The sequence below is a fragment of the Neobacillus niacini genome (genome assembly GCF_031456445.1).
Lineage (GTDB): Bacteria > Bacillota > Bacilli > Bacillales > Cytobacillaceae > Neobacillus > Neobacillus niacini_I.
The window spans coordinates 85,302-110,583 of record NZ_JAVDUQ010000002.1 but is presented as its reverse complement, the minus strand read 5'-3'; the positions used below and the strand labels follow the sequence as shown (position 1 = coordinate 110,583).

The window sequence follows — 25,282 nt, the reverse complement described above, 5'->3', positions numbered from 1 at the left end:
CCTCCTAAACTACCTCTATAATTTTCACTTGCACAAGGAGTTCTTCGATTAAATCTTTTGTACACAAGCCTAGTGAAAAGGCGGTTGCGCTGCCTGCCGCTACACTATATTGAAACGCCTTTTTCACATTTGAAGTTTTTTGATATTCAGCCAAAAAGCCTGCTACCATTGAATCACCGGCACCCACTGAATTTTTTACCTTTCCTTTTGGAACCTCCGCAATAACGGCCATTTCTTTATTAATAAATACAGCCCCTTCACCCGCAAGTGAAACAATCACGTTTTTTGCACCCATTTCAATTAATTTTCTTCCATATGGAATGACTTCCTCACAGCTTGAAATGGTGGTTTGAAATAAATCGCCAAGCTCGTGATGATTTGGTTTAATTAGAAATGGGTGGTAGGGAAGTACTTTTTTTAATAATTCTCCCTCTGCATCAACAACGAATTCTGCCTTACTTTCTTTACAAATTTTAACCAATTCTTCATATGTGGTTACAGGCATTGACGAAGGAATACTTCCCGCCAGAACTAACAAATCAGTTTCAGTTAATTGGCCAATTTTTTTCTGTAACTGGTTGAAATTTTCTTCGGAAATCATCGGACCATTCGCATTGATTTCGGTCTCTTCGCCTGTTTTCAGCTTAATATTGATTCGAGTATCTTCTTTTACTTTGATAAAATCCGTTTCTATCTTTTCATTTTGCAGATAATCTTCAATGTATTTCCCCGTAAAGCCACCATTGAAGCCTAATGCCCTGCTCGTTATAGCTAACTGGCTTAACACTCTTGAAACATTGATTCCCTTGCCTCCAGGAAACTTAGTTTCTCTCGTTGATCGATTCAACTCTCCTAATTGGAAACTTTCGAGTTGAACAATATAATCAACAGAAGGGTTTAAAGTTAATGTATAAATCATGCTGTCACGACCTTTAATGTAGTTCTATTTTTGTATTGTGTTTGTGTTTCATCGTCAAGTTCATTGGTTATTACCGCAGCCTCCGAAATATCGGCTATTTTTGCAAAGGCAATTTCCGAAAACTTTGAGTCATCGGCTAACACATACGCTTCTCTCGAAAGAGAAATCGCTTTATGTTTTACCATCGCCTCTTCTTGATCTGGTGTTGTAAAACCAAACTGCGGATGGATTCCGTTCACCCCCATAAAGCATTTATCAAACCGGTATAAATCAAGACTTGCCAATGCTCCCCTACCAATAATTGCATTCGTTTTCGGCTTAGCAAATCCACCAACTAAATAGGTGGGTATCCCTTTATTTAATAGTGGTGTTAAATGAGTTAAACCATTTGTTACGACAACAATGTCAGTTAGATTTAAAAACTCAACCATTTCAAGCACCGTTGATCCAGCATCAAGATAAATGCAGTCGCCTATTTCCACCAGACTTGCGGCATATTGGGCGATACGCCGTTTTTCTTGAAGGTTTTTGGCTGATTTTTCAATCATGCTTGGTTCTTGCAGCTTCCCTTGAAGCCGTGATGCGCCGCCATGTATTCTTTTTAAATGTTTATCCGTCTCTAATTGTGATAAATCACGGCGTATTGTTGACTCAGATGTATTGGTAAGGTCTACTATTTCCTGGATTTTAACGATATTCTTTTCCTTTAAAAGCTGTAAAATAAGTCTATGACGTTCTGGTGTTAACAAGTCATCACCACCTAGAATTATTGTTCTTGATTCTATATTACTGAAACCGATTGCAAAAATCAATCATTTTCTTTCAAAAACAATCATATTTTGAATGACTTTGGTTGTTTTTGAATACAATAATAAAAAACTAGTTGAATTTAATATATTGTGGTATAATTTTTGATGTTAAAAGGAATAGTGCGGGTGTAGTTCAATGGTAGAACTCCAGCTTCCCAAGCTGGTGGTGCGGGTTCGATTCCCGTCACCCGCTCCAATGGAGAAGTACCCAAGTGGTTATAAGGGGGCGCACTCGAAATGCGCTAGGACGGGCAACCGTTGCGTGAGTTCGAATCTCATCTTCTCCTCCATACATATTGTTTCTTAAACACTTTAAAATAAAGTGTTTTTTTAATACATTCACGAAAATCTTAGCTAAGAAAAAAATTTGTGTATAATAAGAAAGACTTCATACATAAGCAAAGGATGATAAATTTGAACATTACTGGTCATACAGTTGAAAAACTTGAAGATCCATTTGGCCTGCTTTCAGGCGATCGTTATGAATTTTTCCTTCAACTTGAAGTAGATGAAGAGGATGAACTTTATTCAGATAAAGGGATTGGCTTGAAGGTGATCTTTGTGATGGATGAAAATGGGGAGAAAATCACGAATTATCATTTTTACGAAAGTGCAACAGAGAAAGTATTAGATTTTGCCTTAGAAGAAGACGAAGAAGAATTAGTTATCGCCTATTGTAAAGAAAATATTGGAGAATAATAAAAAGCAGGGGCAAAACCCCTGCTTTTTATACTTACATAAAGTTTTTACTATGGTTATGAATAACCTGTAATTCTCTAGTAGCCTGTTTCATTTCACTTTTACAAATTGGGCAGAGTGGTACTTCACTGCTTTTAAAATTGTCGCGTATCCAGCATTTACAATTTTCTGAAGTACATTCCCAAACCTTTGTTTCTTCTAATTTTACTTCCACATCATTTCTTCTGCCGAAAGCCAAAATTCTTCACTCCTTGCGCTTATTATCGTCCAAAAAGTTCCCAAATAAAAAAGCCATAGAGCAAATCAAAAACATGCATCCTTTAATTCTATTCCTAATCAAAAGGATTTAGTATCAAGTTATAGATAAAAAGGTGATGCATTTCACGAGCATCACCTTTTATTTAAAAGATTAAACTGTTTTTACGTTAGCTGCTTGTGGTCCACGAGCACCTTCAACGATTTCAAAAGAAACGGACTGACCTTCTTCTAATGTTTTGAAACCTTCAGTTTGAATTGCAGAAAAGTGAACGAATACGTCTTGACCGCCTTCAGCTTCAATAAATCCAAAACCTTTTTCTGCATTAAACCATTTAACTTTACCGTTTTTCATGGATCTTACCCCCAACATATTGTTCACTTTAAAGTTTATTTTACATTTAAAAATAGAAAAGCCATAACCCGCACAAATTGGGCAATAGACATTACCCACATGTTTGTGCAGTTACGGCTACTTAATCCAATAAATATTAACGAACTTAAAGCGTAATCTCATAGTATACTATATTCATTTAAAAGTCAAATTCCACGACGAATTTTGTTATTTACTTTACTAAAGAAAAATTTCCATGAACCGAACAACAAACTTTTGATAATCTGCTTCTAAGCCGATTTGTTCAAGAGATTCTGCTAGTTCTTGATCCGGTTTTGGGCGAAAATCAGCAATACTTTTCCAGGGAATTTCATATCCACTGACAATCTCGACAAGATTCATCTTGGGATTTAACAACGCATACATAATTGCAAACGAGTCATCGATTCAGGGATCAGTAATCATCAGGACATTAACCATTATCTCACCCCTTTTTAATCTATTGTATTCCCCTCTACATGTCTTACATGAAAAAAACCGATTTGACCTGAATTCAAATCGGCAGTAACTTGGAACTATGCTTCTTTTTTCACTCTTGAAACGGTCTTTTTCTTTGATGCGGCAGCTTTTTTCTTCGGTGTAGCGGCATTTTCCGGTCTGGTGCGATCAATCGAGGCCTGCAAGGCTGCCATTAAATCGGTAACGTTAGTTGGAGCCTCCTTCGCAGCAGGCGTCACCGTTTCTTTTTCCATCCGTTTGGACTCAATTAATTCTAATAAGGACGTCCGGTATTCATCCGTATATTTTTCCGGTGTAAAATCGGTTGTTAATTGGTCAATCAGCATGATGGCTGTATCCAATTCTTTTTTCGTAACTTTATCATCTGAAGGAACACTAGGGACATCACTTGCATTTCGCACTTCATCAGGATAATGAATGGTTTCCATCACCAATGTATTCTCATATACCCGAATCACAGCCATTTGTTCCTTGGAACGAATTACAATTTTCGCAAGTCCAACCTTCCCAGTTTCTTGCAAAGCTTTACGTAATAAGGAATAGGCTTTTCCGCCCCCCTCGTTAGGAGACATATAATAGCTGCGGTCAAAATAAATCGGATCAATTTGTTCGATTTTAACAAAATCAATAATTTCAACGGCTTTATCTTCATTTTCTTTCCTTAACTTTTCAAGATCGTCATGATCAAGCACGACAAATTTTCCCTTTGTGTATTCATAAGCCTTAACGATATCCTCAGGTTTTACTTCTTCTTCACAAACGGAACAGATTTTTTCATATTTGATTGGAGCATGACATTTATTATGAAGGGTCCGAAGTTTAATATCCTTATCTTCCGTCGCCGTATGGAGCTTAATGGGAATATTCACGAGTCCAAAACTGATACTTCCCTTCCACATCGTATGCATAGCTGATTCTCCATTCTTTTTATTATTATTTTGCTAATCGGACAAACCTGTCATTCCTATAAACAACTGGAAAAGGATGAAGAGTGCCAATTTGAAACAAAATAAAGGAAAAAAGAAGGGACCAATCTAGATGAAACCGATGCTTCCAAGTCTGACGTTTGAACGTCCTGTTCATTCCGATTGGCTGTACGAGGTGAAATATGATGGATTCCGGGCACTATTGGAATGGAATTCAGCGGGGATTACGTTAACAAGCAGGAATGGAAAGCCCCTCATCCCCCAATTCCCAGAGATAGAAGAATTTTTATTGAAATATCAAAGGGAATTCGAAGCCTTTTTACCACTGAAGCTGGATGGGGAGCTTGTATTTTTGGATAATCCGTGCAAAGCCAATTTTTCTGCCATTCAAGTACGGGGACGATTAAAGTCAGAGATGAAAATTAACGAACAGGCACAAAACGCCCCATGTCAGCTGATGATTTTTGATGCTCTTAAAATTTCAGGGAACCCCCTTCATGCTAAGCCTTTTATTGCACGAAAAAATGAACTGATAAAACTGTTTGAAATACTCCACTTCCATCTCGAAGCAGACCCTTTTTCAAATCAGTTAGTACAGCATGTGAAAGCATACGAAAATTTTGATGAGCTTTGGGAAAAGGTTGTTCTCTTTGATGGCGAAGGGATTGTCGCCAAGCAGCAAAACAGTCTATGGGAGGAAGGGAAGCGTTCAACCCAGTGGCTGAAGTATAAAAATTGGAAATATGTAAGCTGTTTTATAACCTCCTTCGAAAAAGCGAATGGTTATTTTTATGTGGGGGTGTATCAAGATAAAAAGATTCACCCGATTGGCCAGGTCCTTTTTGGATTTAAACCGGATGAAAAAAATGCGCTTCAACAAACCATTAAACAAAATAAGATAAAGGAAGATGAACAGTTTATTTATGTGGAGCCGGCCATTTGCCTGGAAATAAAATATTTAGAGTTATATGAAGGACAGTTGCGCGAGCCGCATTTCGACCGGTTCCGCTTTGATTTAGAGCCAGCGGATTGCACGTATGACCACTTCCTATTCCAACAAAAAAATCTTCCGGAGGACTTAGACATCACACACCCGGATAAACCGCTCTGGGATAACCTAAATATTCAAAAGGCAGATTTCATTCTTTACTTAAGGGAAATTTCCCCGTATATGCTGCCCTTTCTGGAAAACCGTCTCTTAACGGTCATTCGCTTCCCGCACGGAATGTTTGGGGAACCTTTTTATCAAAAAAACTGTCCTGATTATGCTCCGGAATTCGTAGAAACCTTTAAACATGAAAATATCGATTATATCCTTTGTAACCATCTTAAAACACTAATCTGGCTCGGAAATCAATTGGCCATTGAATTTCATGTTCCGTTTCAAACCATTTATAGCAAAGGTCCAAGTGAAATCGTCTTTGATCTAGATCCACCGTCAAAGGATGCTTTTCATTTAGCGGTAAAAGCCGCTTTGCTAATAAAAGAAGTCCTTGATCAATTGAACCTGATTGGCTTTATCAAAACATCAGGAAATAAAGGATTACAAATTTACCTTCCTTTACCTGAAAATACGTTTACCTATGATGATACAAGGCTGTTCACAAGCTTTATTGCCGACTACTTAATATCACGTGACCCTGATTCGTTTACAATCGAGCGAATGAAAAAAAACCGAGGGAATCGCTTGTATGTGGACTATATCCAGCATGGTGAAGGAAAAACGATTGTTGCTCCTTATTCGATGAGGGGGAATGAACATGCCGGGGTAGCGACACCTCTTTATTGGGAAGAGGTAAACGAGAAAATTGAATCAGTACATTTTAATATGCAAAATGCCCTGAATCGCGTCCGTAAACAGGGGGATCCATTTCGTCATTATTTTTCAACCAAGCAGATACAGCCATTTGCCCCTGTTTTGGAGGTTTTGAAATCGAATAAAAAAGGATAAGGGGAGTCCTTATCCTTTCATTGCGTCATCCAAAAACGCCTGCGCCTCTGATTGAAGTTTTTCGTATGCTGCCTGTTCCGATAAATCCTCTTTTGCTGTTATGGTATAAATGCCTGTTTCTAATTGAACATCTATGGAAGCCGTATACAAATAGGTAGCATTTCCGATCAAATCAATATGGTAGGTTTCATTGTTTTGATGAACCACACATTGAACCTTGCCGCCATTATTATAAACATTTACAACCTTTTCAAAATCATTTAACCCATTCAAGCAGGTAACAAGAGTAGAGGCAGACATTGCCGTACCACAGGCATTTGTAAAACCCACACCTCGTTCAAATGTTCTCACATAAATATTTCCCTTGTCTAAGGCTTTTACAAAGCTTACATTGACACCATCAGGAAACAATTGATTCGGCCGATTAACCTTTTCACTTAATTCTTTTTGAAGATTTGATTGAATTTGCCCGGTTTCAACGATGGCAATCAAATGCGGATTCGGTACCGCTAATGCGGTAAAGTTTAGTTCTTCAGATAGCTCGGAAATTTTTTCATTTTTTAAAACCGGCTGATTTAATTGTAATGGCAAATCCTCCAATAAAAACGATACAGGAGAGATTTCTACTTGATAAGTTGTCACAGCAGGATATATATCAGCTTGTCTGCTCACCTTTAAGTCTTTCTTCATTGTTTCAATAACCGCTGCATCCTGTTGTAGCATTTCGCAAATATATCGTGAAACAAGGCGAAGTCCATTTCCGCACATTGAGGCTTCCGAACCATCGGCATTAAATACCCTCATTCTTCCATCTGCATGATCGCTTTTCATCATGAACAGAATTCCATCTGCACCGAGTTCAGAATTTCGGTTACATAAAATCTTTGCCAGCTCAGCCCTTTCTTTTTCAGAAAATGTATAGGAATTCGAAATTTCATCAATCAAAAGAAAATCATTTCCAGAACCATGCCCTTTAATTAAGTTGATTTGCACTATAAAACCCTCCAGCTTCACGTGATAGCATTTATTCATTATAGTATCAAATTCTGGCTGGGAAAGGAACGAAAACCTCCTACTTATCTTTCAATGAAATATTCGTTAACGAGAAAGGACATTTGTAAAAGCTTGTCCTGTTCGGACAAACGATCCGGAAATGAAAGAACCGGGGTATTGGGCTCCGGAAAAAAATTACTCCATTCGAGCGGCATCCAGCCTCTGCGTAACCTTCCTAATTGGCGATTGGCGGAATTCATAATCTTCTCATCCATAAAATGGGAAGCTCCTTCCACCGCCCCAATAAACCTTCCATTTGCATTAAAAAGCTCTTTTTTATATTTTCGAAAGTTTAATTTCTGTATTTGATAATATCCTCGATAAACCTGGTTCCGGTCATATACCTCAATTTTGTGATACTTCCCTTTATTAACCTTGAAAATTCCAATTACTTGATTATTCAAATCATAAAGCGCATATATTTTGGAAAATACCGGAAAACCAACCTTTTTCCCACGGTATTTTTTTATCTCTCCTGCTAGGTGTCCATCTGGAAAAAAGAGCTGTAAGCGCTTTGGTAAATAAACCACTAATAAATGACTTGTCTCAAAAATGGAATGGTAGAAATTACGAGATCTCAATAAATTTCTTTTTATCCGGATTGCTTGTCTAACTTTGAATAAGTAGATTTGAAAGCTAATAAAGCTGTAAATTATAAAAGGGATGGTTAACAGGATCAAATCCTTATTTTTGAAAAAAGAAAGGTCTGCTAAAGTAATAAAAACTGTAGGAATTAGTGCAGCGATGCTGCCATTTAGGCTAAGACATGCGGATTCGCGGTAATATTGATCTATTTTCATTATGAAAACTCCTTATCAATTCCTCTTATATCAGTCTATTAAATGAATGAAAAAAAATGATAGAGAATTTTCGTAAAACAAAAAAGAGACCTTCGAAAAAGTCTCTTAATCATTTGAATTCACATATTTTGCTATTTTCTCACTCAAACTGAAATGCCTTTTAGGTTTGACCTAGACAAACGTTCAAAACCCGGCAATTATTTTTGCCGGGCTGTTATAAATTTTTCTATTGAATTAAACGGAAAATCCATGGAAACCGGTATTCTTGGCCTTCGTACGCTTTTATAGCAGCTATGATGGTAAAAACCACCGCTGCAATCCCTAAAACCCACAAGGCAACAATACCGATAATTATTATCGTTAAAATCCCGCCTATAATACAATAAATGGTATAGGAAATAAAAAAGTTAAAATACTCTTTTCCGTGATAATCAATGAATGATGATTCGTCCTTTTTAATTAGCCAAATGACTAATGGACCAATAATCGGAAAAATAAAACTCACTATATAAAGACATGCTGCCAACAGCCTTTCTTCACTTTTAACCAACAAAACTCCCTCCTTTTACATCTGAAAATATTCCATTCTTTTATATGTACGCTCCATACCGGAAAAGATTTCATTCTTTCTGGTAAAATCCGCTTATTTATTTCAGGCTTAAAACAGGGAACACGGGCAAAATAACTTAAAAATATAAATAAGTGAAACAGTTTCAAAATTGGGCTTTTTTGCATATATAAGAGTAAAAGTTATCCGCTCGGAACATTTTTAACTTTTTTCGGAAAATATACTGCTTGGTAAAACAGTTAAATACATGAAAAATAGGAAGAAAGGTTTAAATATGACAAAAATACTTTTGAAGAATGCAACGGTGTACCCTATTACCACCGATCCTATTCATTCAGGGGATGTTTTAATTGAAAAGGGAAAAATCGCTAAAGTTGGACAGCATATCATCACCGACTTTAATGTAAAAATAATTGATTGTCAGAATGCCTATCTTTTACCAGGTTTTATTGATGTCCATACCCACCTTGGACTTTATGATGAAGGCACGGGTTGGGCAGGAAACGATGCGAATGAAACAGCCGAGGCGCTAACCCCGCATATACGGGCCTTCGATGGTGCCTACCCGTTAGATGCCGCTTTTTCAGATGCTGTTCGGAGCGGGATTACTACCGTTCATATTATGCCGGGAAGTGCAAATATAATCGGAGGGACAACATCGGTGATTAAAACTACCGGTAAAAATATAAAAAAAATGCTGGTACAAGAAATTGCGGGATTAAAAATTGCGTTAGGTGAAAACCCAAAAAGAATCCACAGTCATGGAAATAGCGACTCTATTACAAGAATGGGCATAATGGGTAAGCTACGCGAGGCATTTTATCAAGCCATTTACGCTGATAATCCAGAGGATTTTAGGATTGCTCCGATAGTTATGGCCTTAAAAAGGGAAATCCCCGTTCGGATCCATGCCCACCGAGCGGATGATATCATTACAGCCATCCGTTTTGCGGAAGAATTTAATCTTGACCTGAGAATTGAACATTGTACTGAGGCACATTTAATTGCCGATGAATTAGCTGGGTTGAACCTAAAGGTTTCAGTCGGACCTACCTTAACAAGAAGGTCTAAAGTCGAATTAAAAAATAAAACTTGGAAAACTTATCAGGAACTTACCAATCATGGGGTAGAAGTTTCAATTACCACCGACCACCCTTATACGCCGATTCAATATTTGAATATTTGTGCAGGAATCGCTGTTAGAGAAGGTTTACCGGAACAAAAAGCTTTAGAAGGAATAACAATTTTTCCGGCAAAAAATTTAAAAATTGACCACCGTCTTGGAAGCATTGAAGAAGGAAAAGATGCTGACCTTGTATTATGGAGCCACCATCCCCTCCATTATCTAGCAAAACCAAAATGGACGATGATTGGTGGAGAAATGGTTTTTGAAGAGGCAAAAACCTTGTAGAAAATTGCCAAAAAATTTTAGTAGAAAAACAAACAAAAACCTATTTATTTTTTTTCTTTTTTTATGGTATCATACTTTTGATGAGACTAATGGTAACTTGAATTTGGGGGATTATTTTAATTTTTGTTTTTCAAAAAAATGATATAGGGAAGGCAAATGGTGCGCCACCAGTTTACTGGTTCTAGTGGGTTCGATTCCCACCCCGAAATTTTTTAGCAATTTTATAAAAAATTTCGAGGGTGGGCCGTTTTCTTTTGACATGGGATCGGATTGCCCTAAATGGAGGGGTATACATGCTCAAGAAAAGAGATCTACACGACAGCCATACACTTTACGAACTAATGACGCATCCAGATGTCTTCCCTTTTGTTCGCCAAAAAGCATCATCGTATGACGAATTTTTATTCGTTACAAAGAAAACCATTGAAGCTGAAGAACGCGGTGAATTAATTTCCCGCACCATTCTGGATGAATGGGGCTCCCCAATTGGTACGATTAATTTGTTTGACATTGAAGACAGTGCAGGATTTTTGGGAACATGGCTAGGAAAACCATATCATGGAAAAGGGTATAATAATGCAGCCAAAGAGGCATTTTTTAGCGAACTTTTCTATGAGACCGGAATTGAAACGATATATATGAGAATCCGTAAGGTAAATATACGCTCCATTAAAGCTGCGGAGAAACTTCCTTATGTCATCAAAGCAAATGAGACACGAAAATCATTGTATGAGCAATTAAATGCCAATGGTGAGGTTTACGATTTATATGAAATTCCAAAAGATCAATATACCTTCTATTTAATGAGGAACGACTCTCTTCAAACAGATTCTACTCATTTATTAGAAGCTTAAAAGCAATCGGCCGCTGCCGATTGCTTTTCTTTTTAAAGAAAAAAGACTAAGCGCCCTTGGGTGCATAGTCATCATTTTACTACTGTTAATCCGTGACGCTTTGTTCGATTGTTTCATTCATTTCACTTATACCCATCTGGAGCAAAAATTCTTCTAATTCCTCATTGGTTAACGTTTCAAATCGACCATCATGAAAAAATATCTGGGTTTGATTAGGATTAATTCGATTAATATTAAAGCTCATTTTCCTTTGCTCCTTTCCATTGATGATTCACTTCTATTATCCACCAAAAAAACCTGTTTCATTCCATGTATGCGCCTTTGCAGTAGGAATGGTTTCAAAAAGCAAGCATACAAAAGGAGTCCTAATGTTCCATTAGGACTCCTTTATATTATGTTCGTCTTTCAATCCTTTACCCAATACATCTATTCCCCCGGTCACGGGGATAATACTTCCGGTAATAAAACCTGATTTTTCATCAACAAGGAAGGAAATCACTCTTGCAATATCTTCACCTGTCCCCGGTCTGCCAACAGTGGTAAGCTCATCTTCTGAAGAAAATGATTGTTCAATTAACTTTTCTTTCCAAGCAGCGGTAATATCACCTGGACTTACCATATTGGCTGTAATTCCATGCATCGATTCTTCAATGGCAATCGTTCTTGTCAGAGAAGCAAGTCCTGTTTTAGCTGCAGCAAAAGCAGAACGGTAAATCCACCCCGGTGTTGTTTCAACTCGATCAAACCCCATGGTAATGATTCTTCCCCATTTATTTTTTCTCATAATTGGAATCGTCAGCTTTGATAAATAAAAAACAGCTGACAAATTTCCATTTAATAAATAACTCCATTCTTCAAAAGAATAGTCCGTTAGTTTTTTTCTTTCATGTATGTATGGTCCTGCATTATGGATTAAGACATCAATCGAAGGAAATTTTACTAAGGCTTGATTAACCATTCGTAGACAATCTTCTTGTTTGGCTACATCCCCTTGAACTAAAAGACATTCAGTCCCAAAATTCTCCTCAAGTTGCTTTACAAGTCTTTTTGCTTCTATTTCACTGTTTCGATAATTAATAATCAGCTGATATCCTTTTTCTGCAAGTTGTAGAGCGGTGATTTTTCCAATGCCGGTTGCCCCTCCGGTAATCAATGCGGTTTTTTTCTTCACAAACCATTACCTCTCTATTTTTTAATTTATCTTTTTACTATATGTTAAAAAGATTTGATTATATATGCAAATTTTAAACATTATCCCTTCTAATTCAACTGAGAAAAGTAGGTTTTAATAACGGATAGGCGACTACCAGCATAGTATGATGTAGGACGAATAAGAACCTTTTTTAGGCAGTTGAAAGGATGAAAAAAATGTTCCCTTTTAATATGTTCCCTTTTAATAAGGATATGAAGAATAACCTGCAAAGCATGAAACCTGAAGAAATCAATAATTATGTCCAGGACCTAATAGGAAAGATAATTCCCGGAAGCATGCGCGGGATGATGAATCCAAACGAAATGTTTAATGGATTCACTTCAGGAACCTCTACCCAGCAGCCTGCCAATGGTGTATTAAATTCATCAGCATTTGAAACACATGACTTTGTTTATGTAAGGATTCCGATTAAAAGTGAGGAATGGCTCAAGCAGCTGCGTATTTACCACACTTCTAACCAGCTTATTGTCGAACATATCCCCCAATATGAAGATAAACATACAATTACACTACCAGCAATTGTTAAAAAGAAAGGCGCTTCAGCAAATTATAAAGATGGAACACTCGAAGTAAAAATCCCAAAAAATATCGATATGCAGTTTTCCCAAATTGACGTTACTGAAATTATGTAAATATTTCATGGTATGTTTTTGGTTATGTAAAATATGATGAATTAAGGTGGTGGTTGAATGGAAATGGATAAACTTAAAAAATGGCTGGAATTGACCCAAAGATTTCAAGCAGATTCTTTTTGGGAGCAAATCTTCGATGAAAAAAGTGTTGAGAAGATTAAAAATAGCCCCTCCATTAGCCCCTTTACAAAAATACAAAGTTCTTTTCCAAAATGCGATTTATATGAAACCGATGATATTCTTGTAATTGAAGCCGAAATACCGGGTATGCGTAAGGAAGATCTTCATATTACCGTCAATCAACAGCTTTTGACCATGACAGGAGAATTTAATACCTTACAGAAAGGCAGAAAATATTTTATTAAGGAAAGAGCAAATCAGACTTTTAATAAGGAACTAGTCCTCCCCTTTCCCATTAAAATCAGTCAAATTCGAACGGAAATACGAACTGGCATATTGTTCATTTTCATGCCGATTAATAAAGAGGAAATCGAGACGATTCCCATTACCTTTGATCAGCTTACTCCTGAATAAAGGATTTCGAAGACGCAGACAGCCTTGTTTGGCTGTCTTTCTAATTTAAGCATTTAATTCGTCCATTATTTGATTATGAACCTCGATTAAATGCACTTTTGTTTCAAGCGAAATATTTGAATCCATCAGTCTTTTGATTGCGGAATAATATTTTTCATATTTGTTTTTCCGAACCCGAGGGTGCGAGTTTTCATCTAATAATTCTCTTTTTATCGCTTCCTTTAGTATTTCCTCACTGTTCCGATTTTCAACACTTAATAATCGATTATTCCAGACACTTCTGTATTGATCCAATAACCAATCAAAAAACTCCAACCCAGTTGGCATTTAAATCACCTCAAGTTATTGTTACATATTTCCTTGTATTTTGTAAAAAATAAAAAAGACAAACTTTTTGGAAAGGAGAAATTTATGTCTACCCCATATAGATGTCCAAATTGTAAAACCAACCGCAGTCGATTTAATATTATTGATCAAGTTGCACACTCGGTCAAGCTAGACCCACAATCCGGTGTGGTCGTAAGAGAGTATAGTGCAACGGAATTAGAACCCTTTCATATCCCGTATAAAGGACCTGAATTCCGCATACAATGCGGAGCTTGCGGACTTATCGAAGATGAGCGGACCTTTGTTAAATTTGGAGAACAGCCATAAAATAGAACACCTTTATAAATGTCCTCTTCATTTATAAAGGTGTTCTATTTTATTGTAAATAATTCTCTTTTAAAAATTGCTTTGAATCAATTTTCCATCCCTCGTTGGGTGAAAATCGCACCATATGAATTTGACCGTTAAATGTTTGTCTTCCTCTATTTTTTATGTACCAATCAATTTCAATGGGAACATCCAAACTAATTTGTTCTGTTAAGTCTTCTGGTGGAAGCATAGGTAACCTTGAGATTCTCACCGTTTCAATTTTTGCAAGGACCGGTTTCCACTTAATTTTTTGCAAGGAAGGCGTCGAAATAATTTTTGCATCCTGCTGTTTAAATCCCGTAATATACGCATTCACGACCTCATATGGGTTTGCCTTTCCCAAATACTCATCCAGTTTTCCTGAAGCTTTTAAAACCATTAACATATGGGATAAGTCCATGGAGTTTGTCCGATGTGTCGTACTCCCATAAAAATGGATACAGAAATGACCTGGAAAATTATTTTTCAAGGCCCCTGCACCATGCGGCATTCCATGCATCGAAGCGCCTATCCATTGATCTTTATGAATAACGATAATCGCCCGGCGGTTCCAGCTCCATTTTCCCCCATAGATTTTTTTCATGATCTTTGTGTCCTTAGCGGTCAATGGCTGTACATCCGCGTGATGGCTGCCTGCACGTCTTTGTACCTTAAATTGTTTCCCGGTCTCCACATCCAAAACAATAAACTTTGTGTACTTTGGTAAAATATCATTGACATCTTGCCAAGGGAGCATTTCAATCTTATAACTGATATCTGTTGCACTTACAGCTTGGCCATTAAGGAGGATAAGAATAAATAATAAGAATACAGCTGCCTTCTTCATCTAACCCCCCATTTCCATGAAATATAACTACATTTTAAGAGTTACCTGAAGACCAAAATATCATTCATCCACATGCTAATTTTCAAAATCATTTTCAAGCCGCTCAAGCGCCGTTTTAATTTGGTCCCAATCAATGTTTTCCCCAATAAAAACAAGGTTTAACGGTAAATTCATTTGTTCCCTCATATATAATGGCATACCGTAGGAGAATTGAAATAAAAAAGGATTACTATTGGGATCAAATTTTAGATACCCTTTCATTCGGTATATTGTATCAGGTAAAGCTTTTAAAAACTCTTCAAACCTTGTATGGCTGACCGGTCCGCGAAATTGGTAAACAAAAGTAGATAAATTTAGATCTTTCTGGCTTATGCGAGCATTTGTTTTATCCGGATAAGAAACGGATAATTCTTTTAGCTGATTAAGCGAAACCTGTGAATAGTTCGTTAACAAACATCTTGCTTTTGAATTCAATGATTGAATCTCAAAATTAATTCTCGCTTGTTCCGAGTCCGATAACTCACTCATTTTATTCACGATAATAAAATCAGCATGTCTAATTTGCTCTAAAATTAATTGCTGAAGCTGAGGGCTCATGGACTTCCGATTCACCCATCTCAAGCCATCTACGGTAGTGACAATACCCTTAATATGTAAGACATTTGCAAAAAGCGGCGAGAGAATCGCATCTAACACTTCAACAGGATGCGCTGCCCCCGTTGTTTCGATGTAAATCACATCTGGTTTATCATTGATTAGTAATCCTTGAAGCTGCGCCTCTAGCTTATCCTGAATCGAACAACAAATGCATCCGCCAAGTAATTCTTTTAAAGCAACGTCCTCATCGACAGCATCTGAATCAATGGACACTTCCCCCAGCTCATTCATCATGACGGCTACTTTTCTTCCCTTCTTATGTTCCTCTTCTAGTATCCGTTTTAAAAGAGTAGTTTTCCCGCTTCCTAAAAATCCGGATAAAATATAAACTTCAGATTTTTTCATCCTATATCCTGCCTTTTTTCATTTTTACATCCCTTCATTATAGCGAAAATATTAAAATGTAAAAAGAAAAAAGCAGATGAGCTTCCATCCGCTTTTTAATTAAGGCTATTTTCGCATAGATTGTTGTTTTTCGTATAAGTTCATCAACCCGTATAACTATATGCTTCGTGGCATCTTTTCGTAAGAATATTTGCGAAAATTGCCTACAAACTTAGTAAATGAACCTTATTAAGCTCCAAAAGCAACAAAGTTTACGAAAAGAGCCTTAATTAATGATCGCTTTCGATTGCTCTTCCTCTTCCAGAATTGAATTCACAGTTGCTGAATCTTCCTTTTCATTTCCCTTGGCAAATTGCAATGGTTCAATTTTGGTGATTGGATTCATGATTGCTGATAAACCCAAACCTACTAATTGTCCCTTGCCTAAATCAGTGTTCATGCTATTAACAGCTTCATTGATAATGGACGGTGCTATCGACAATAATTTATCAGAGGATTGATTTTTAATTGCTTTTTTCAGCGAGGATAGAATCGTTTTTAATTCCTCAGTATTTTCAGGGTTCACTGCTTCCTGCTGAATGAAAGCAAGTACGTCTTTTCCATGTAATGGATTGTTCACTCCCTTGATTTTCACACCCTCCGGCGCAAGCTGATCAATGATTTTACTTATCGATGAGGGGTTTAGCATAAAAATATGATCAATGGAAACTCCATAATTGTTTTGCACCGTTTGCTTTAATTCATTGAAATTAGGTGTACTGTTGGCCGTTTTTATTACCGGTAATAAAACGGAACCCGCCTTTATTTTATGGTTTTCTTGATCATATTGAACAATAACTCCGGCACCTGTTTTTGATGCATGGGAGTTTGAGTTATTTTCAGTAATTAAAAAATTAGCAGACTCCTTTTGCTCAGAAAGTTGTAACTCATTAGCTGATTCTTTAGCAAAATGAAACAGCGATTTTAACGGACCATACCCCAAAAAAGAAAGTGCAATCACTACGATTACTAGTTTCCTCATAACAAACACCAACTTTATCCTGATTGTTACTGTCCATTTTCGGAAAACAGCTGAAGAAATATACATGGGTAAATAAAAAAACCGGATCCCTCATTTTTAAGAGAATCCGGATTTTCACATTTATTTCATTCTTGTTTTTAAGACTTCGACCGCTTTTTTCAATTGGGTATCATTCTTTTGGATTTTGTCCCGTAAAAGTTCCATTAACTTCATAGTAGAATCACCTTTTAGGTACCCGTTTACTTTTAATTTATTTGCCTTTTGGAACTTTTCAACTGCTTCTTTCGTCTTCTGGTCGAAGAATCCATCTGTCCGGCCTGGATTAAAGCCGATTGCTTTTAACATCTTTTGTGCCGTTTTCACATCTTCTGAGGAGCTGGAAAGAACCAGCTTCTTATCCGGATTAATGATTGGCAATGAAGCATAATCAGGAAGTTTTACCGGATAATCAGGCATAATCCCTTTCTTATGAATCCAATTCCCATTTGGAGTTAACCATTTGGCAATTGTGTATTTCAGGTCAGAACCATCAGGGAAATCCTGTGCAGTCTGGACGGTTCCTTTACCAAATGACTTTTCACCCACTAATGGAACCCCGGCAGATTCTTTCACCGCCGCTGATAGAATTTCTGAAGCACTTGCACTGCCTTTATCAATTAAAACAACTAAAGGGAGAGTTGGATTTCCTTCATTTTGTGAAGGAAACTCTTTAATCTTACCGTTTCTGTCTTGTTCTTTCACAACCACTTTCCCTTTAGGAACAAACATGCTGGAAATACTGATGGCTTGGTCTAATAATCCGCCCGGATTTTGACGTAAATCCAAAACAAGACCTTTCATGCCTTTCTTTTGTAAATCGTTTAATGTCGTAACCAATTCCTTTGCGGTATTACTTGAAAAACTTGTAATCTGAACTTTGGCAATTCCATTTCCAACCATTTCTCCATATACGGTTTCAATTGGAATCTCATCACGAACGATTGGGACTTTCACAGGGGCATCCGAGCCTGGACGCTGAACGGTTAATTCAACCTTCGTCCCTTTTTTCCCGCGAATTAAAGTGACAGCCTGAGTAGAAGTCATCCCTTGCACGCTTTTTCCATTTACTGCTGAAATCATATCATTCGGTTTTAAACCGGCTTTTTCGGCAGGAGATCCTTTAATAGGCGACACAATTAAAATATGCCCATCCTTCTCCTGAATTTCTGCTCCAATCCCTTCGAACGAAGAAGAAATCGTACTGTGAAAGTTTTTAGCTTCTTCATCACTCATATAATCAGAATAAGGATCATCCAAGGATTCAACCATCCCGCTAATAGCACCATTGATCATCTTTTGACGATCCACATTCTTGAAATAACCATTATTCAAAGTATCATAGGCAGTATAGAATTTTTTAAATTCTGCCCTTTCTCCAACCGTAACAACTTTTTCTTTACCAAATGCCAGCGCAAAAGCTGTTATCCCCGCAGACAGAAAAATTACGAAAAACAAAAGCATAATAAAATGGAATTTCTTGAAGCGAATATAGCCTGATTTGTTTTCTGCTGCTGCTTGCTCTTGTCCAACTTTCTCTTCATCCAAAGCCTTCACCACTTTCATTCACCATATAAATAAATTTCGAGAACAATCATCTTCCTTTTTTCTCTATGTACAAAGCTCCATTTTTTAAGTCTTCTATAGAAAAATGGACCCTTAGTGATTAGAATAACATCTTTTTATTAAAATTAACAAAGAAAAGTGATAGGTTGTCTTAAAATTAAATAGCCCCCCTTTAGGCAGTGCCAAAAACGAATTTAAATTTTAACTCGTTTTAAACGAAGTGAATTTGTCACAACTGATACCGAACTGAACGCCATTGCTGCACCTGCTACCCATGGAGCGAGGAATCCTAAAGCAGCAACCGGTATTCCGGCCGAGTTGTAAATGAGAGCCCAGAAAAGGTTTTGACGAATATTTAACATGGTTTTTTTACTTAAAGCGATTGCCTTTGGAATTAATGTCAATTCTCCACCCAATATGGTAATATCAGCGACTTCAATGGCTACATCCGTACCCGTTCCAATGGCTATTCCGATATCGGCAAGAGCAAGTGCTGGGGCATCATTGATTCCATCGCCCACCATCGCCACCATTTTCCCTTGCATTTGAAGTTTCTTAATATGATTTGCTTTTTCATCCGGCAGAACTTCGGCAATTACTTTCTTAATTCCTACTTGACTTGCAATCGCTTTAGCTGTACCCTCATTATCTCCTGTTAACATATATACTTCAATTCCGAGCTGTTTTAATTGATCAACTGCCAGCTTAGCATTTTCCTTCACGGTATCGGCCACCGCGATAATCCCCATGATCGTTCCTTGAATCGCAATGAACATCGCCGTTTTCCCTTGGCTTTCAAATTGGAGAAGGTCATTTTGAACCGTTTGGTAAGAAATCCCCTTCGTTTCCATTAGCTTGCGTGTTCCAATGACGACCTCTTCGTCACCAATTTTCGCCTCAATTCCGTGACCGGGAACGGCCGCAAATCGTTTTACCGGCAGTGTACTTGTTCTTTTCGCCATCCCATATTGCACTATAGCATCCGCAAGAGGGTGTTCCGACGATTTCTCTGCAGAGACAAGATATTGCAATACCTTTTTTTCTTCCTGATAGGCAATAAAATCTGTAACCGTTGGCTGCCCCTTTGTAATCGTCCCCGTCTTATCAAGGACAATTGCATTAATTTTATGTGCCGTTTCTAAATGTTCTCCGCCTTTAAATAATATTCCCATTTCCGCCCCTTTACCGGTTCCAACCATTATCGATGTCGGAGTCGCAAGTCCAAGCGAGCATGGACAGGCAATGACAAGGACGGCAATGGCCGTTTTAAATGCAGACGGAAAATGACCAGGTTCCACGATAATGTACCAAATTAAGAAGGTCAAAATCGATAACGCTACAACTACCGGAACAAAATAGCCGGAAATGGTGTCGGCAACCCTTTGAATCGGAGCTTTATTTCCCTGTGCCTCTTCTACAATTTTGATAATGCCGGCCAGTGCCGTATTTTCCCCAACCTTTGTTGCCTTTATCGTTAAGGTACCATTTTTATTGAGTGTTGATCCAATAACGGGATCCCCCGTATTTTTTTCAACCGGAATCGATTCACCTGTAATCATTGATTCATCTACGGAAGATTGTCCGAAAACGACCTCCCCGTCTACCGGAATTTTCTCGCCTGGTTTTACGATCATGGTGTCGGCAACCTTTACCTCTTCTGCCGGAATCCTGATTTCATTTCCGTTTTTTAAAATGGTTGCTTCTTTTGCTTGCAATCCTAACAGCTTAGAAATAGCCTCTGTCGTCCGACCTTTTGCCAGGGCTTCAAACAATTTTCCTAACAGAATTAAGGTGATCAGCACAGCGCTCGTTTCAAAATAAAGGTGGGGAGCATAAAAAGGATTTCCAATTGTTTTAATCCCTTCAGAAAGACTGTAAAAATAGGCGGCAGAAGTGCCAAGCGCAACAAGAACATCCATGTTCGCACTCTTATTTTTCAATGCTTTAAGTGCACTTGTATAGAACGGTCCCCCAATATAAAACTGAATCGGTGTAGCAAGCAGTAATTGAAACCATGGATTCATTAAAATTGAAGGCATAGGTAATCCAAAATCCCAAGGCATGTGGGCAAGCATCGTGTATAGTAAGGGAATCGATAAAATAACAGAAAACAATAGTTTATTTTTTCGTTGTTTTAACTCTTCTTTCTTGTGTTGTGCTTTTACATTCCTATCCTCCTTTTCAGTCGCCCCGTAGCCTAGTTTTTCTATTCTCTTAATGATATCGTCACTCGAAACTTTTTCATTTTCAAAGGAAACAGCAGCCGATTCCAATGCTAAATTTACATTGGCCTCGACACCATCCAGCTTATTTAGAACTTTTTCAATTCTTGCTGAACAGGCGGCACAAGTCATTCCCGATATATCTAACTTGAGCTCTTCTTTCATATAGAAGATTCACCACACAATCTTTTATAAAACATAACTATTAAATTCATTCTACACCTAATTGGACAGTTTTCGATAATCATTCTCACACTTATTCACTATTAAATTCTCCATGGGAGGATACAGTTCCTTTTTTAAAAACTAAAAACCCCTCTTTCAAATGTGAAGAGGAGTTGTTTAACGTTTTATTCTTTAATTGCTGCCTCTAATGCTACCTCAATCATATCATTAAAAGTTAGTTGTCTTTCTTCGGCTGTTGTTTCTTCACCTGTTAAGAGGTGATCACTTACAGTTAGAACGGAAAGTGCTCTGCGACCAAATTTAGCTGCAAGTGTATAGAGGGCCGTTGTTTCCATTTCAAGAGCTAGAATTTGATATTGGGCCCATTTTTCGTGGTTTGCATTATCATTGTAGAACATATCGGCAGTAAAAACGCTGCCAACCTTCAAATTTAGGCCTTTTTCGATGCCAGCATCATAAGCTTTTTTCAATAAATCAAAATTGGCTGTTGGGGCATAATCGATTCCGTCAAATGTAAGGCGATTCATATTGGAATCAGTGGAACTCGACATTGCCAAAATAACGTCGCGGACCTTCACATCCTTTTGGATGGCGCCGCAGGTCCCTACACGGATTAAATTTTGGACATTATAGCTTTGAATTAATTCATTCACATAAATCGAAATGGACGGAATCCCCATTCCTGTTCCTTGGACAGACACTCTTTTTCCCTTATAGGTTCCGGTGAAACCAAACATATTACGAACTTCGTTATAACATACAGCACCCTCTAAAAAGGTTTCTGCAATATATTTTGCCCGAAGCGGATCTCCCGGAAGCAGGACTGTTTCAGCAATATCATTTTCTTTTGCAGCAATATGTACGCTCATATATGATCCTCCAATCATGTCTTGGGAAAAATCAACTCCATTTTTCCTTGGGGTGGATATTCTGCCCACCAAGGACAATATATCACAATCAATTTGTAATGAAAAACCTTTCTGAGAATGTGACATGAATTTTTAAATTTTTGGGAAACTAGTTGTTAATGAAGTAAAGGAGGGAGAATAAACGAATGGGAAAAAAACATCGAAACCGTACTGCTTCACCTAAGAAAAATAATCATATCCCGCCGGAAGCAATTGTGGCTGAACACGAGGCACATGCAAAAGAACATCAAGCAACAGGCGGCCGAAAAAGAACCTAAGGATTTTCCTTAGGTTTTGAACGTTCTTAGCGGATAAAAAAACGATGAAACCATTGGTTTCATCGTAAAAAGCTTAAGAATATCTATGAATCACACTTTCGATTTTTTGCTGTAAAGACGGAATATCTGCATTTGAAACGGTTAATCTGACATTGGTTTCGTCCATTTCCAGTGCTTCTGAAAATATCCCTGATAATCCTCTGGTGCGGCGGTCAACCTGCAGCATGATGTCCATGGATCCATTTCCTGAAGGAAAGAAAACTACTTCTAATTCATCTAATTTTCCACGGAACGGTCCGGAAGCTGGCACAAATTCAAACTCTTGAACAAACGGCAATCTCCTGCGTAATCGATGGGGTGCCTCTTCACAATCAGCTTCGCGAATGCGGAACCCTAAATGATCAATCGCATTAAAGACCGCTGTCATTAATGGATTGGGGACAACCTTTAAATAATCCTTATCGCTTGGATCTACACCGTTTTTAATATCCACCCCTGTAGAAACCCAGACTTTCGATCTTCCAATCGAAACAGGTGTATCATCAGGAAGCTGAAAAGAAAAAGGAATTTGCTTTTTTTCATTTACCTGAATGGTGAAAGGGGTTGTCAAGCGAAAGCGATCGATACAAGCGGTAACCGAATATTTGCGGTCGTCCGCTTCCCTTAAGTAAGTGGTATTTAATGATAAGTATATATCGTCAACCTGCTGTTCAACCTTTCCGCCTAATACTTCAACGATTCCCTTTACCGCCTCACCGGGCATATACGTATCTTTTTCAAGTTTTGTATCGACTGTTGCTGCTCCTATTCCAACACTAGCAAAAACCTTATTAAAAAATGACATTGAAAGTTATCCCCCTAAATAATCTCTAAAATATCCGTTTCAATTTGTTTGCAATTTTCATATGCCGGTTCAATTTGTAAAAGTCGTCTAATAATATGCTTTGCCCCGCTTGAAATCGACAGTTCTTCTTCCCAGCTTTTCTCTTTTTTATCTTTTGGTACCGGAAAATCAGAATATAGTAAAAATAGAAGAAAATGGCCGAGACCGTAAAAATCCGCTTGCGGGTTTATTTCTTTTCGAAGGTCTCTTTTCCATTTACGCTCCGTAGCATTCAGTGGACGCAGTTTACGGGCCAGCCCAAAATCAATAAGCCTGATTGTAGAATCAGCAACAATGACATTTGGTATACGAATGTCCCGATGAATGATTTGTTGGTCATGTAAAAGCCCAATAAGATGAAGTAATTGACCGGCAATTAAAAATGCCTCTTTTTCCGGAAAAATTTTGCCTTCGATAAAGATCAACTGCTCAAAATTTTTCCCGTCCATGTATTCCATCGTATAGAATGGAATTTCTTTATATATTCCATCCTCAAAATAACGGGGAAATCCTTGATGTTTAAGAGAAGCCAATAGTTTTTTTTCGAACTCGAAGCTGTGTTTTCCCGCCTCAGTCATTCTTTTGTGCAGCCTTAATGTTTTTAACACCTTTATTTGATGATTCTCTTGATCAAGCACAAGATAACAAAAACCATAGCTGCCCGCACCAATTTGCTCGATTACTTTATAACGGTTCGCAATCAGCTCATTTTTTGGAAACGGCTTTTCGATAATTCCAGATACAGTATGAATCATTCTTTTCCACATATAATAATTCCTTCAATAAATGGCTTAACTGCTAAAAAAACTCGACATAAAACTTCCGCTTTTATGTTTCTTCTTATAATGATGAGACCCGAGTTGATTGTGTTTATAATGCTTCATTTTCTTCCATGCATCACTGGATGATGAGTATTTATGAGACTTCAGTTTGCTATTTAAAATCGATTTTAGAATTTTTTTAAACATTCGCTTCCCTCCCTCATCTCCGACTACACATGTATACGAAGGATGTATCAAAAGGTTTCGTAAATTTTTCTTCAATCAAACAAAAAGCGAGCATCCTATGCTCGGCAATTTTTTTCTTTACTAAATCTAAATACCAATTTTTATTGATTGTCTCTGCAAAAGGGCCAGTTGATTTCCGCTCCGGTCACTCGCTTTCCGCGGGGAGGTCCTGGAGCCTCCTCGGCGCTTGCGCCTGTGGGGTCTCCAGTGACCTCTCTATCCCGCAGGAGTCGAGTGCCCTCCGCTCCAATCAACAGGGGGGCAAATCAATTATTAATTCCTCAAAATATTCGCCAGTCTCTACCTTTACTTCTTTGTATATTTATGTTTATTTGTGCTTGCTTTTAAATGGGTTGAATCCGTAAATAAAACACGTCCCCCAACCATATTGTCTATCAGAACGTATCCCAAAAAGATACCCAATAAACATATCTTAAAAAGAATAAGCGGATCAGTTAAGCTGCCATTATCCTCATTATAATAAGTATGAACATTTTCAAGAAGAAACGAAAAATCAATATTATTTCCAATCAAGCCTAGAAGAGGGTCATCTGGAACTAATTCATACTCACTTTGAGTAACCTCTATTGGCTTAAACATTAAATTCACCACTTATTTTAAATAGTTAAGGAGTTGAAATTTTTATTGAATGCACCTGTTGATTGGAGAGGAAGGCACGAAGACTCCTGCGGGAGTACGGGGCTGGGGAGACCCCGCAGGAGCGAAGCGACGAGGAGGCTCCCCGGCATGCCCGCGGAAAGCGAAGTGCCTGGAGCGGAAATCAACAGACTTGTTGCACAGACCAAACTCTAATAATATTACAATAAATTAATGCGGTGAATTATTAAAGAGAGCAAACAAAATAAAAGCTATCGAAAGATTTTCGACAGCCTTAGCGAGCATCCTATGCTCGGCCCTTGTTCGCTTTATTCAAAAAGATTATTCATCTTGGATTTCTTCATCGATAATACTTTTTTCAATTAAATATTCGAAGGTGATATCTGCGAGTTCTTCTAATTCCTCATCGCTAGGAACGTATCCCCTTTTTACAAGCTCATGAAAGAAAAATTCGGCAATTTCTTCTGTATCAATAAATACTTCAATTTCTCTCATTAGCATCGCCCCCTTTTTAGAGAATGTATGATGAAACAGGCTGTTTCATGCTAGTTAGTTC

Annotated in this window: 29 protein-coding genes, 2 tRNA genes and 1 pseudogene; 10 read left to right on the top strand and 22 right to left on the bottom strand. The window is 37.7% G+C overall.

What is annotated here, in order from left to right; genetic code table 11:
- Positions 1-4: 4 nt before the first annotated feature.
- Together pfkB and J2Y67_RS03240 are read right to left on the bottom strand one after the other, a co-directional pair.
- A complete protein-coding gene (gene pfkB, locus J2Y67_RS03245; protein ID WP_310170520.1) occupies positions 5-919 on the bottom strand; it encodes a 1-phosphofructokinase in 915 nt (304 codons plus the stop codon).
- On the bottom strand, positions 916-1,668 hold the full coding sequence (locus tag J2Y67_RS03240; RefSeq protein WP_310170517.1) for a DeoR/GlpR family DNA-binding transcription regulator: 753 nt from the start codon (positions 1,666-1,668) through the stop codon (positions 916-918). Before J2Y67_RS03240 ends, pfkB begins: the two co-directional genes overlap by 4 nt.
- 182 nt (positions 1,669-1,850) lie before the next feature.
- Between J2Y67_RS03240 and J2Y67_RS03235 the strand changes: the two genes are divergently transcribed.
- The 3 genes from J2Y67_RS03235 (at position 1,851) to J2Y67_RS03225 (ending at position 2,427) form a co-directional block, all read left to right on the top strand.
- Positions 1,851-1,924, top strand: a tRNA-Gly gene (locus J2Y67_RS03235).
- A gap of 2 nt (positions 1,925-1,926) precedes the next feature.
- Positions 1,927-2,018, top strand: a tRNA-Ser gene (locus tag J2Y67_RS03230).
- A 115-nt stretch (positions 2,019-2,133) separates the two neighbouring features.
- Positions 2,134-2,427 (top strand): DUF6509 family protein, encoded by a 294-nt coding sequence (locus tag J2Y67_RS03225; protein WP_310170515.1) that lies wholly within the window; start codon positions 2,134-2,136, stop codon positions 2,425-2,427.
- Positions 2,428-2,461: 34 nt separating this feature from the next.
- Here the strand turns inward: J2Y67_RS03225 and J2Y67_RS03220 are convergent, their stop codons facing one another.
- The 4 genes from J2Y67_RS03220 to ku form a co-directional block, all read right to left on the bottom strand.
- Complete coding sequence (locus tag J2Y67_RS03220; protein WP_026576573.1) at positions 2,462-2,665, bottom strand: cold-shock protein; 204 nt, start codon at positions 2,663-2,665, stop codon at positions 2,462-2,464.
- Positions 2,666-2,836: 171 nt separating this feature from the next.
- Complete coding sequence (locus J2Y67_RS03215; RefSeq protein WP_310170511.1) at positions 2,837-3,037, bottom strand: cold-shock protein; 201 nt, start codon at positions 3,035-3,037, stop codon at positions 2,837-2,839.
- Positions 3,038-3,256: 219 nt separating this feature from the next.
- Entirely contained in the window at positions 3,257-3,418 is a 162-nt protein-coding gene (locus J2Y67_RS03210) for a hypothetical protein (protein WP_310170509.1), read from the bottom strand.
- A 173-nt stretch (positions 3,419-3,591) separates the two neighbouring features.
- Complete coding sequence (ku, locus tag J2Y67_RS03205; RefSeq protein ID WP_310170507.1) at positions 3,592-4,443, bottom strand: non-homologous end joining protein Ku; 852 nt, start codon at positions 4,441-4,443, stop codon at positions 3,592-3,594.
- A 130-nt stretch (positions 4,444-4,573) separates the two neighbouring features.
- On the opposite strand from ku, the gene J2Y67_RS03200 reads away from it, so the two are divergent.
- Entirely contained in the window at positions 4,574-6,412 is a 1,839-nt protein-coding gene (locus tag J2Y67_RS03200) for a DNA ligase D (RefSeq protein WP_310170505.1), read from the top strand.
- A gap of 9 nt (positions 6,413-6,421) precedes the next feature.
- On the opposite strand, the gene dapF is transcribed toward J2Y67_RS03200, so the two are convergent.
- From dapF to J2Y67_RS03185, 3 genes are all read right to left on the bottom strand, one after another.
- The gene (gene dapF, locus J2Y67_RS03195) at positions 6,422-7,405 is read right to left on the bottom strand and encodes a diaminopimelate epimerase (protein ID WP_310170503.1); all 984 of its coding nucleotides are present in this window, start codon (positions 7,403-7,405) and stop codon (positions 6,422-6,424) included.
- A gap of 83 nt (positions 7,406-7,488) precedes the next feature.
- The gene (locus J2Y67_RS03190) at positions 7,489-8,265 is read right to left on the bottom strand and encodes a hypothetical protein (RefSeq protein ID WP_310170501.1); all 777 of its coding nucleotides are present in this window, start codon (positions 8,263-8,265) and stop codon (positions 7,489-7,491) included.
- 226 nt (positions 8,266-8,491) lie between these two features.
- Positions 8,492-8,815 carry a DUF4870 domain-containing protein gene (locus J2Y67_RS03185; RefSeq protein ID WP_310170499.1) on the bottom strand — a complete coding sequence of 108 codons (324 nt, stop codon included), beginning with the start codon at positions 8,813-8,815 and terminating at the stop codon, positions 8,492-8,494.
- Between the two features lie 292 nt (positions 8,816-9,107).
- Here J2Y67_RS03185 and J2Y67_RS03180 point away from each other — a divergent pair, with 292 nt between their 5' ends.
- Positions 9,108-10,244, top strand: a complete 1,137-nt coding sequence (locus tag J2Y67_RS03180; RefSeq protein ID WP_310170498.1) for an amidohydrolase — start codon at positions 9,108-9,110, stop codon at positions 10,242-10,244.
- Positions 10,245-10,537: 293 nt separating this feature from the next.
- Positions 10,538-11,098 (top strand): GNAT family N-acetyltransferase, encoded by a 561-nt coding sequence (locus J2Y67_RS03175; protein WP_310170496.1) that lies wholly within the window; start codon positions 10,538-10,540, stop codon positions 11,096-11,098.
- A gap of 85 nt (positions 11,099-11,183) precedes the next feature.
- Here the strand turns inward: J2Y67_RS03175 and J2Y67_RS03170 are convergent, their stop codons facing one another.
- Both J2Y67_RS03170 and J2Y67_RS03165 read right to left on the bottom strand, forming a co-directional pair.
- Positions 11,184-11,342, bottom strand: coding sequence for a hypothetical protein (locus tag J2Y67_RS03170; protein WP_310170494.1), 159 nt, complete (start codon positions 11,340-11,342; stop codon positions 11,184-11,186).
- A gap of 132 nt (positions 11,343-11,474) precedes the next feature.
- Entirely contained in the window at positions 11,475-12,269 is a 795-nt protein-coding gene (locus tag J2Y67_RS03165; RefSeq protein WP_310170492.1) for an SDR family oxidoreductase, read from the bottom strand.
- A 197-nt stretch (positions 12,270-12,466) separates the two neighbouring features.
- Here J2Y67_RS03165 and J2Y67_RS03160 point away from each other — a divergent pair, with 197 nt between their 5' ends.
- A complete protein-coding gene (locus tag J2Y67_RS03160) occupies positions 12,467-12,943 on the top strand; it encodes an Hsp20/alpha crystallin family protein (protein WP_396954038.1) in 477 nt (158 codons plus the stop codon).
- Between the two features lie 57 nt (positions 12,944-13,000).
- Complete coding sequence (locus J2Y67_RS03155) at positions 13,001-13,477, top strand: Hsp20/alpha crystallin family protein (RefSeq protein ID WP_310170488.1); 477 nt, start codon at positions 13,001-13,003, stop codon at positions 13,475-13,477.
- A 45-nt stretch (positions 13,478-13,522) separates the two neighbouring features.
- On the opposite strand, the gene J2Y67_RS03150 is transcribed toward J2Y67_RS03155, so the two are convergent.
- Positions 13,523-13,804, bottom strand: a complete 282-nt coding sequence (locus J2Y67_RS03150; protein ID WP_310170486.1) for a hypothetical protein — start codon at positions 13,802-13,804, stop codon at positions 13,523-13,525.
- Between the two features lie 84 nt (positions 13,805-13,888).
- On the opposite strand from J2Y67_RS03150, the gene J2Y67_RS03145 reads away from it, so the two are divergent.
- The gene (locus tag J2Y67_RS03145; RefSeq protein WP_310170484.1) at positions 13,889-14,131 is read left to right on the top strand and encodes a DNA alkylation repair protein; all 243 of its coding nucleotides are present in this window, start codon (positions 13,889-13,891) and stop codon (positions 14,129-14,131) included.
- Between the two features lie 49 nt (positions 14,132-14,180).
- On the opposite strand, the gene J2Y67_RS03140 is transcribed toward J2Y67_RS03145, so the two are convergent.
- From J2Y67_RS03140 to deoD, 6 genes are all read right to left on the bottom strand, one after another.
- Positions 14,181-14,999 carry a hypothetical protein gene (locus J2Y67_RS03140; protein WP_310170482.1) on the bottom strand — a complete coding sequence of 273 codons (819 nt, stop codon included), beginning with the start codon at positions 14,997-14,999 and terminating at the stop codon, positions 14,181-14,183.
- 75 nt (positions 15,000-15,074) lie between these two features.
- Entirely contained in the window at positions 15,075-16,001 is a 927-nt protein-coding gene (locus J2Y67_RS03135; RefSeq protein WP_310170480.1) for a CobW family GTP-binding protein, read from the bottom strand.
- 265 nt (positions 16,002-16,266) lie between these two features.
- The gene (locus J2Y67_RS03130; RefSeq protein ID WP_310170478.1) at positions 16,267-17,022 is read right to left on the bottom strand and encodes an LCP family protein; all 756 of its coding nucleotides are present in this window, start codon (positions 17,020-17,022) and stop codon (positions 16,267-16,269) included.
- 120 nt (positions 17,023-17,142) lie between these two features.
- Complete coding sequence (locus J2Y67_RS03125) at positions 17,143-18,624, bottom strand: lmo1851 family serine protease (RefSeq protein ID WP_310170474.1); 1,482 nt, start codon at positions 18,622-18,624, stop codon at positions 17,143-17,145.
- 194 nt (positions 18,625-18,818) lie between these two features.
- A complete protein-coding gene (locus tag J2Y67_RS03120; RefSeq protein WP_310170472.1) occupies positions 18,819-21,011 on the bottom strand; it encodes a heavy metal translocating P-type ATPase in 2,193 nt (730 codons plus the stop codon).
- 185 nt (positions 21,012-21,196) lie between these two features.
- Positions 21,197-21,901: a purine-nucleoside phosphorylase gene (gene deoD, locus J2Y67_RS03115; protein WP_310170468.1), complete on the bottom strand. Its 705-nt coding sequence runs from the start codon at positions 21,899-21,901 to the stop codon at positions 21,197-21,199.
- A gap of 185 nt (positions 21,902-22,086) precedes the next feature.
- On the opposite strand from deoD, the gene J2Y67_RS03110 reads away from it, so the two are divergent.
- Entirely contained in the window at positions 22,087-22,218 is a 132-nt protein-coding gene (locus J2Y67_RS03110) for a hypothetical protein (RefSeq protein ID WP_268884107.1), read from the top strand.
- 73 nt (positions 22,219-22,291) lie between these two features.
- On the opposite strand, the gene J2Y67_RS03105 is transcribed toward J2Y67_RS03110, so the two are convergent.
- The 4 genes and pseudogenes from J2Y67_RS03105 to J2Y67_RS03090 all read right to left on the bottom strand — a co-directional run bounded on the left by J2Y67_RS03105 (position 22,292) and on the right by J2Y67_RS03090 (position 25,221).
- The gene (locus J2Y67_RS03105) at positions 22,292-23,062 is read right to left on the bottom strand and encodes a sporulation protein (RefSeq protein WP_310170462.1); all 771 of its coding nucleotides are present in this window, start codon (positions 23,060-23,062) and stop codon (positions 22,292-22,294) included.
- A 14-nt stretch (positions 23,063-23,076) separates the two neighbouring features.
- Positions 23,077-23,868: a serine/threonine protein kinase gene (locus J2Y67_RS03100; protein WP_310170459.1), complete on the bottom strand. Its 792-nt coding sequence runs from the start codon at positions 23,866-23,868 to the stop codon at positions 23,077-23,079.
- A 514-nt stretch (positions 23,869-24,382) separates the two neighbouring features.
- Positions 24,383-24,708 (bottom strand): annotated as a pseudogene (locus J2Y67_RS03095) (IS5/IS1182 family transposase); the annotation flags it as partial.
- A gap of 339 nt (positions 24,709-25,047) precedes the next feature.
- On the bottom strand, positions 25,048-25,221 hold the full coding sequence (locus tag J2Y67_RS03090; RefSeq protein ID WP_071355860.1) for a YozD family protein: 174 nt from the start codon (positions 25,219-25,221) through the stop codon (positions 25,048-25,050).
- Between the last annotated feature and the right edge of the window lie 61 nt (positions 25,222-25,282).

Coding starts and splice junctions, on each gene's coding strand:
- deoD (WP_310170468.1), bottom strand. CDS start 21,901: ATGAGCGTACATATTGCTGCAAAAGAAAATGATATTGCTGAAACAGTC.
- J2Y67_RS03190 (WP_310170501.1), bottom strand. CDS start 8,265: ATGAAAATAGATCAATATTACCGCGAATCCGCATGTCTTAGCCTAAAT.
- J2Y67_RS03140 (WP_310170482.1), bottom strand. CDS start 14,999: ATGAAGAAGGCAGCTGTATTCTTATTATTTATTCTTATCCTCCTTAAT.
- J2Y67_RS03100 (WP_310170459.1), bottom strand. CDS start 23,868: ATGTGGAAAAGAATGATTCATACTGTATCTGGAATTATCGAAAAGCCG.
- J2Y67_RS03110 (WP_268884107.1), top strand. CDS start 22,087: ATGGGAAAAAAACATCGAAACCGTACTGCTTCACCTAAGAAAAATAAT.
- J2Y67_RS03155 (WP_310170488.1), top strand. CDS start 13,001: ATGGAAATGGATAAACTTAAAAAATGGCTGGAATTGACCCAAAGATTT.
- J2Y67_RS03210 (WP_310170509.1), bottom strand. CDS start 3,418: ATGAATCTTGTCGAGATTGTCAGTGGATATGAAATTCCCTGGAAAAGT.
- J2Y67_RS03145 (WP_310170484.1), top strand. CDS start 13,889: ATGTCTACCCCATATAGATGTCCAAATTGTAAAACCAACCGCAGTCGA.
- J2Y67_RS03120 (WP_310170472.1), bottom strand. CDS start 21,011: ATGAAAGAAGAGCTCAAGTTAGATATATCGGGAATGACTTGTGCCGCC.
- J2Y67_RS03090 (WP_071355860.1), bottom strand. CDS start 25,221: ATGAGAGAAATTGAAGTATTTATTGATACAGAAGAAATTGCCGAATTT.
- J2Y67_RS03180 (WP_310170498.1), top strand. CDS start 9,108: ATGACAAAAATACTTTTGAAGAATGCAACGGTGTACCCTATTACCACC.
- J2Y67_RS03130 (WP_310170478.1), bottom strand. CDS start 17,022: ATGAGGAAACTAGTAATCGTAGTGATTGCACTTTCTTTTTTGGGGTAT.
- J2Y67_RS03200 (WP_310170505.1), top strand. CDS start 4,574: ATGAAACCGATGCTTCCAAGTCTGACGTTTGAACGTCCTGTTCATTCC.
- J2Y67_RS03175 (WP_310170496.1), top strand. CDS start 10,538: ATGCTCAAGAAAAGAGATCTACACGACAGCCATACACTTTACGAACTA.
- J2Y67_RS03150 (WP_310170486.1), bottom strand. CDS start 13,804: ATGCCAACTGGGTTGGAGTTTTTTGATTGGTTATTGGATCAATACAGA.
- J2Y67_RS03160 (WP_396954038.1), top strand. CDS start 12,467: ATGTTCCCTTTTAATATGTTCCCTTTTAATAAGGATATGAAGAATAAC.
- J2Y67_RS03225 (WP_310170515.1), top strand. CDS start 2,134: ATGATAAATTTGAACATTACTGGTCATACAGTTGAAAAACTTGAAGAT.
- J2Y67_RS03170 (WP_310170494.1), bottom strand. CDS start 11,342: ATGAGCTTTAATATTAATCGAATTAATCCTAATCAAACCCAGATATTT.
- J2Y67_RS03125 (WP_310170474.1), bottom strand. CDS start 18,624: ATGAAAGTGGTGAAGGCTTTGGATGAAGAGAAAGTTGGACAAGAGCAA.
- J2Y67_RS03135 (WP_310170480.1), bottom strand. CDS start 16,001: ATGAAAAAATCTGAAGTTTATATTTTATCCGGATTTTTAGGAAGCGGG.
- J2Y67_RS03105 (WP_310170462.1), bottom strand. CDS start 23,062: ATGTCATTTTTTAATAAGGTTTTTGCTAGTGTTGGAATAGGAGCAGCA.
- J2Y67_RS03215 (WP_310170511.1), bottom strand. CDS start 3,037: ATGAAAAACGGTAAAGTTAAATGGTTTAATGCAGAAAAAGGTTTTGGA.
- pfkB (WP_310170520.1), bottom strand. CDS start 919: ATGATTTATACATTAACTTTAAACCCTTCTGTTGATTATATTGTTCAA.
- ku (WP_310170507.1), bottom strand. CDS start 4,443: ATGCATACGATGTGGAAGGGAAGTATCAGTTTTGGACTCGTGAATATT.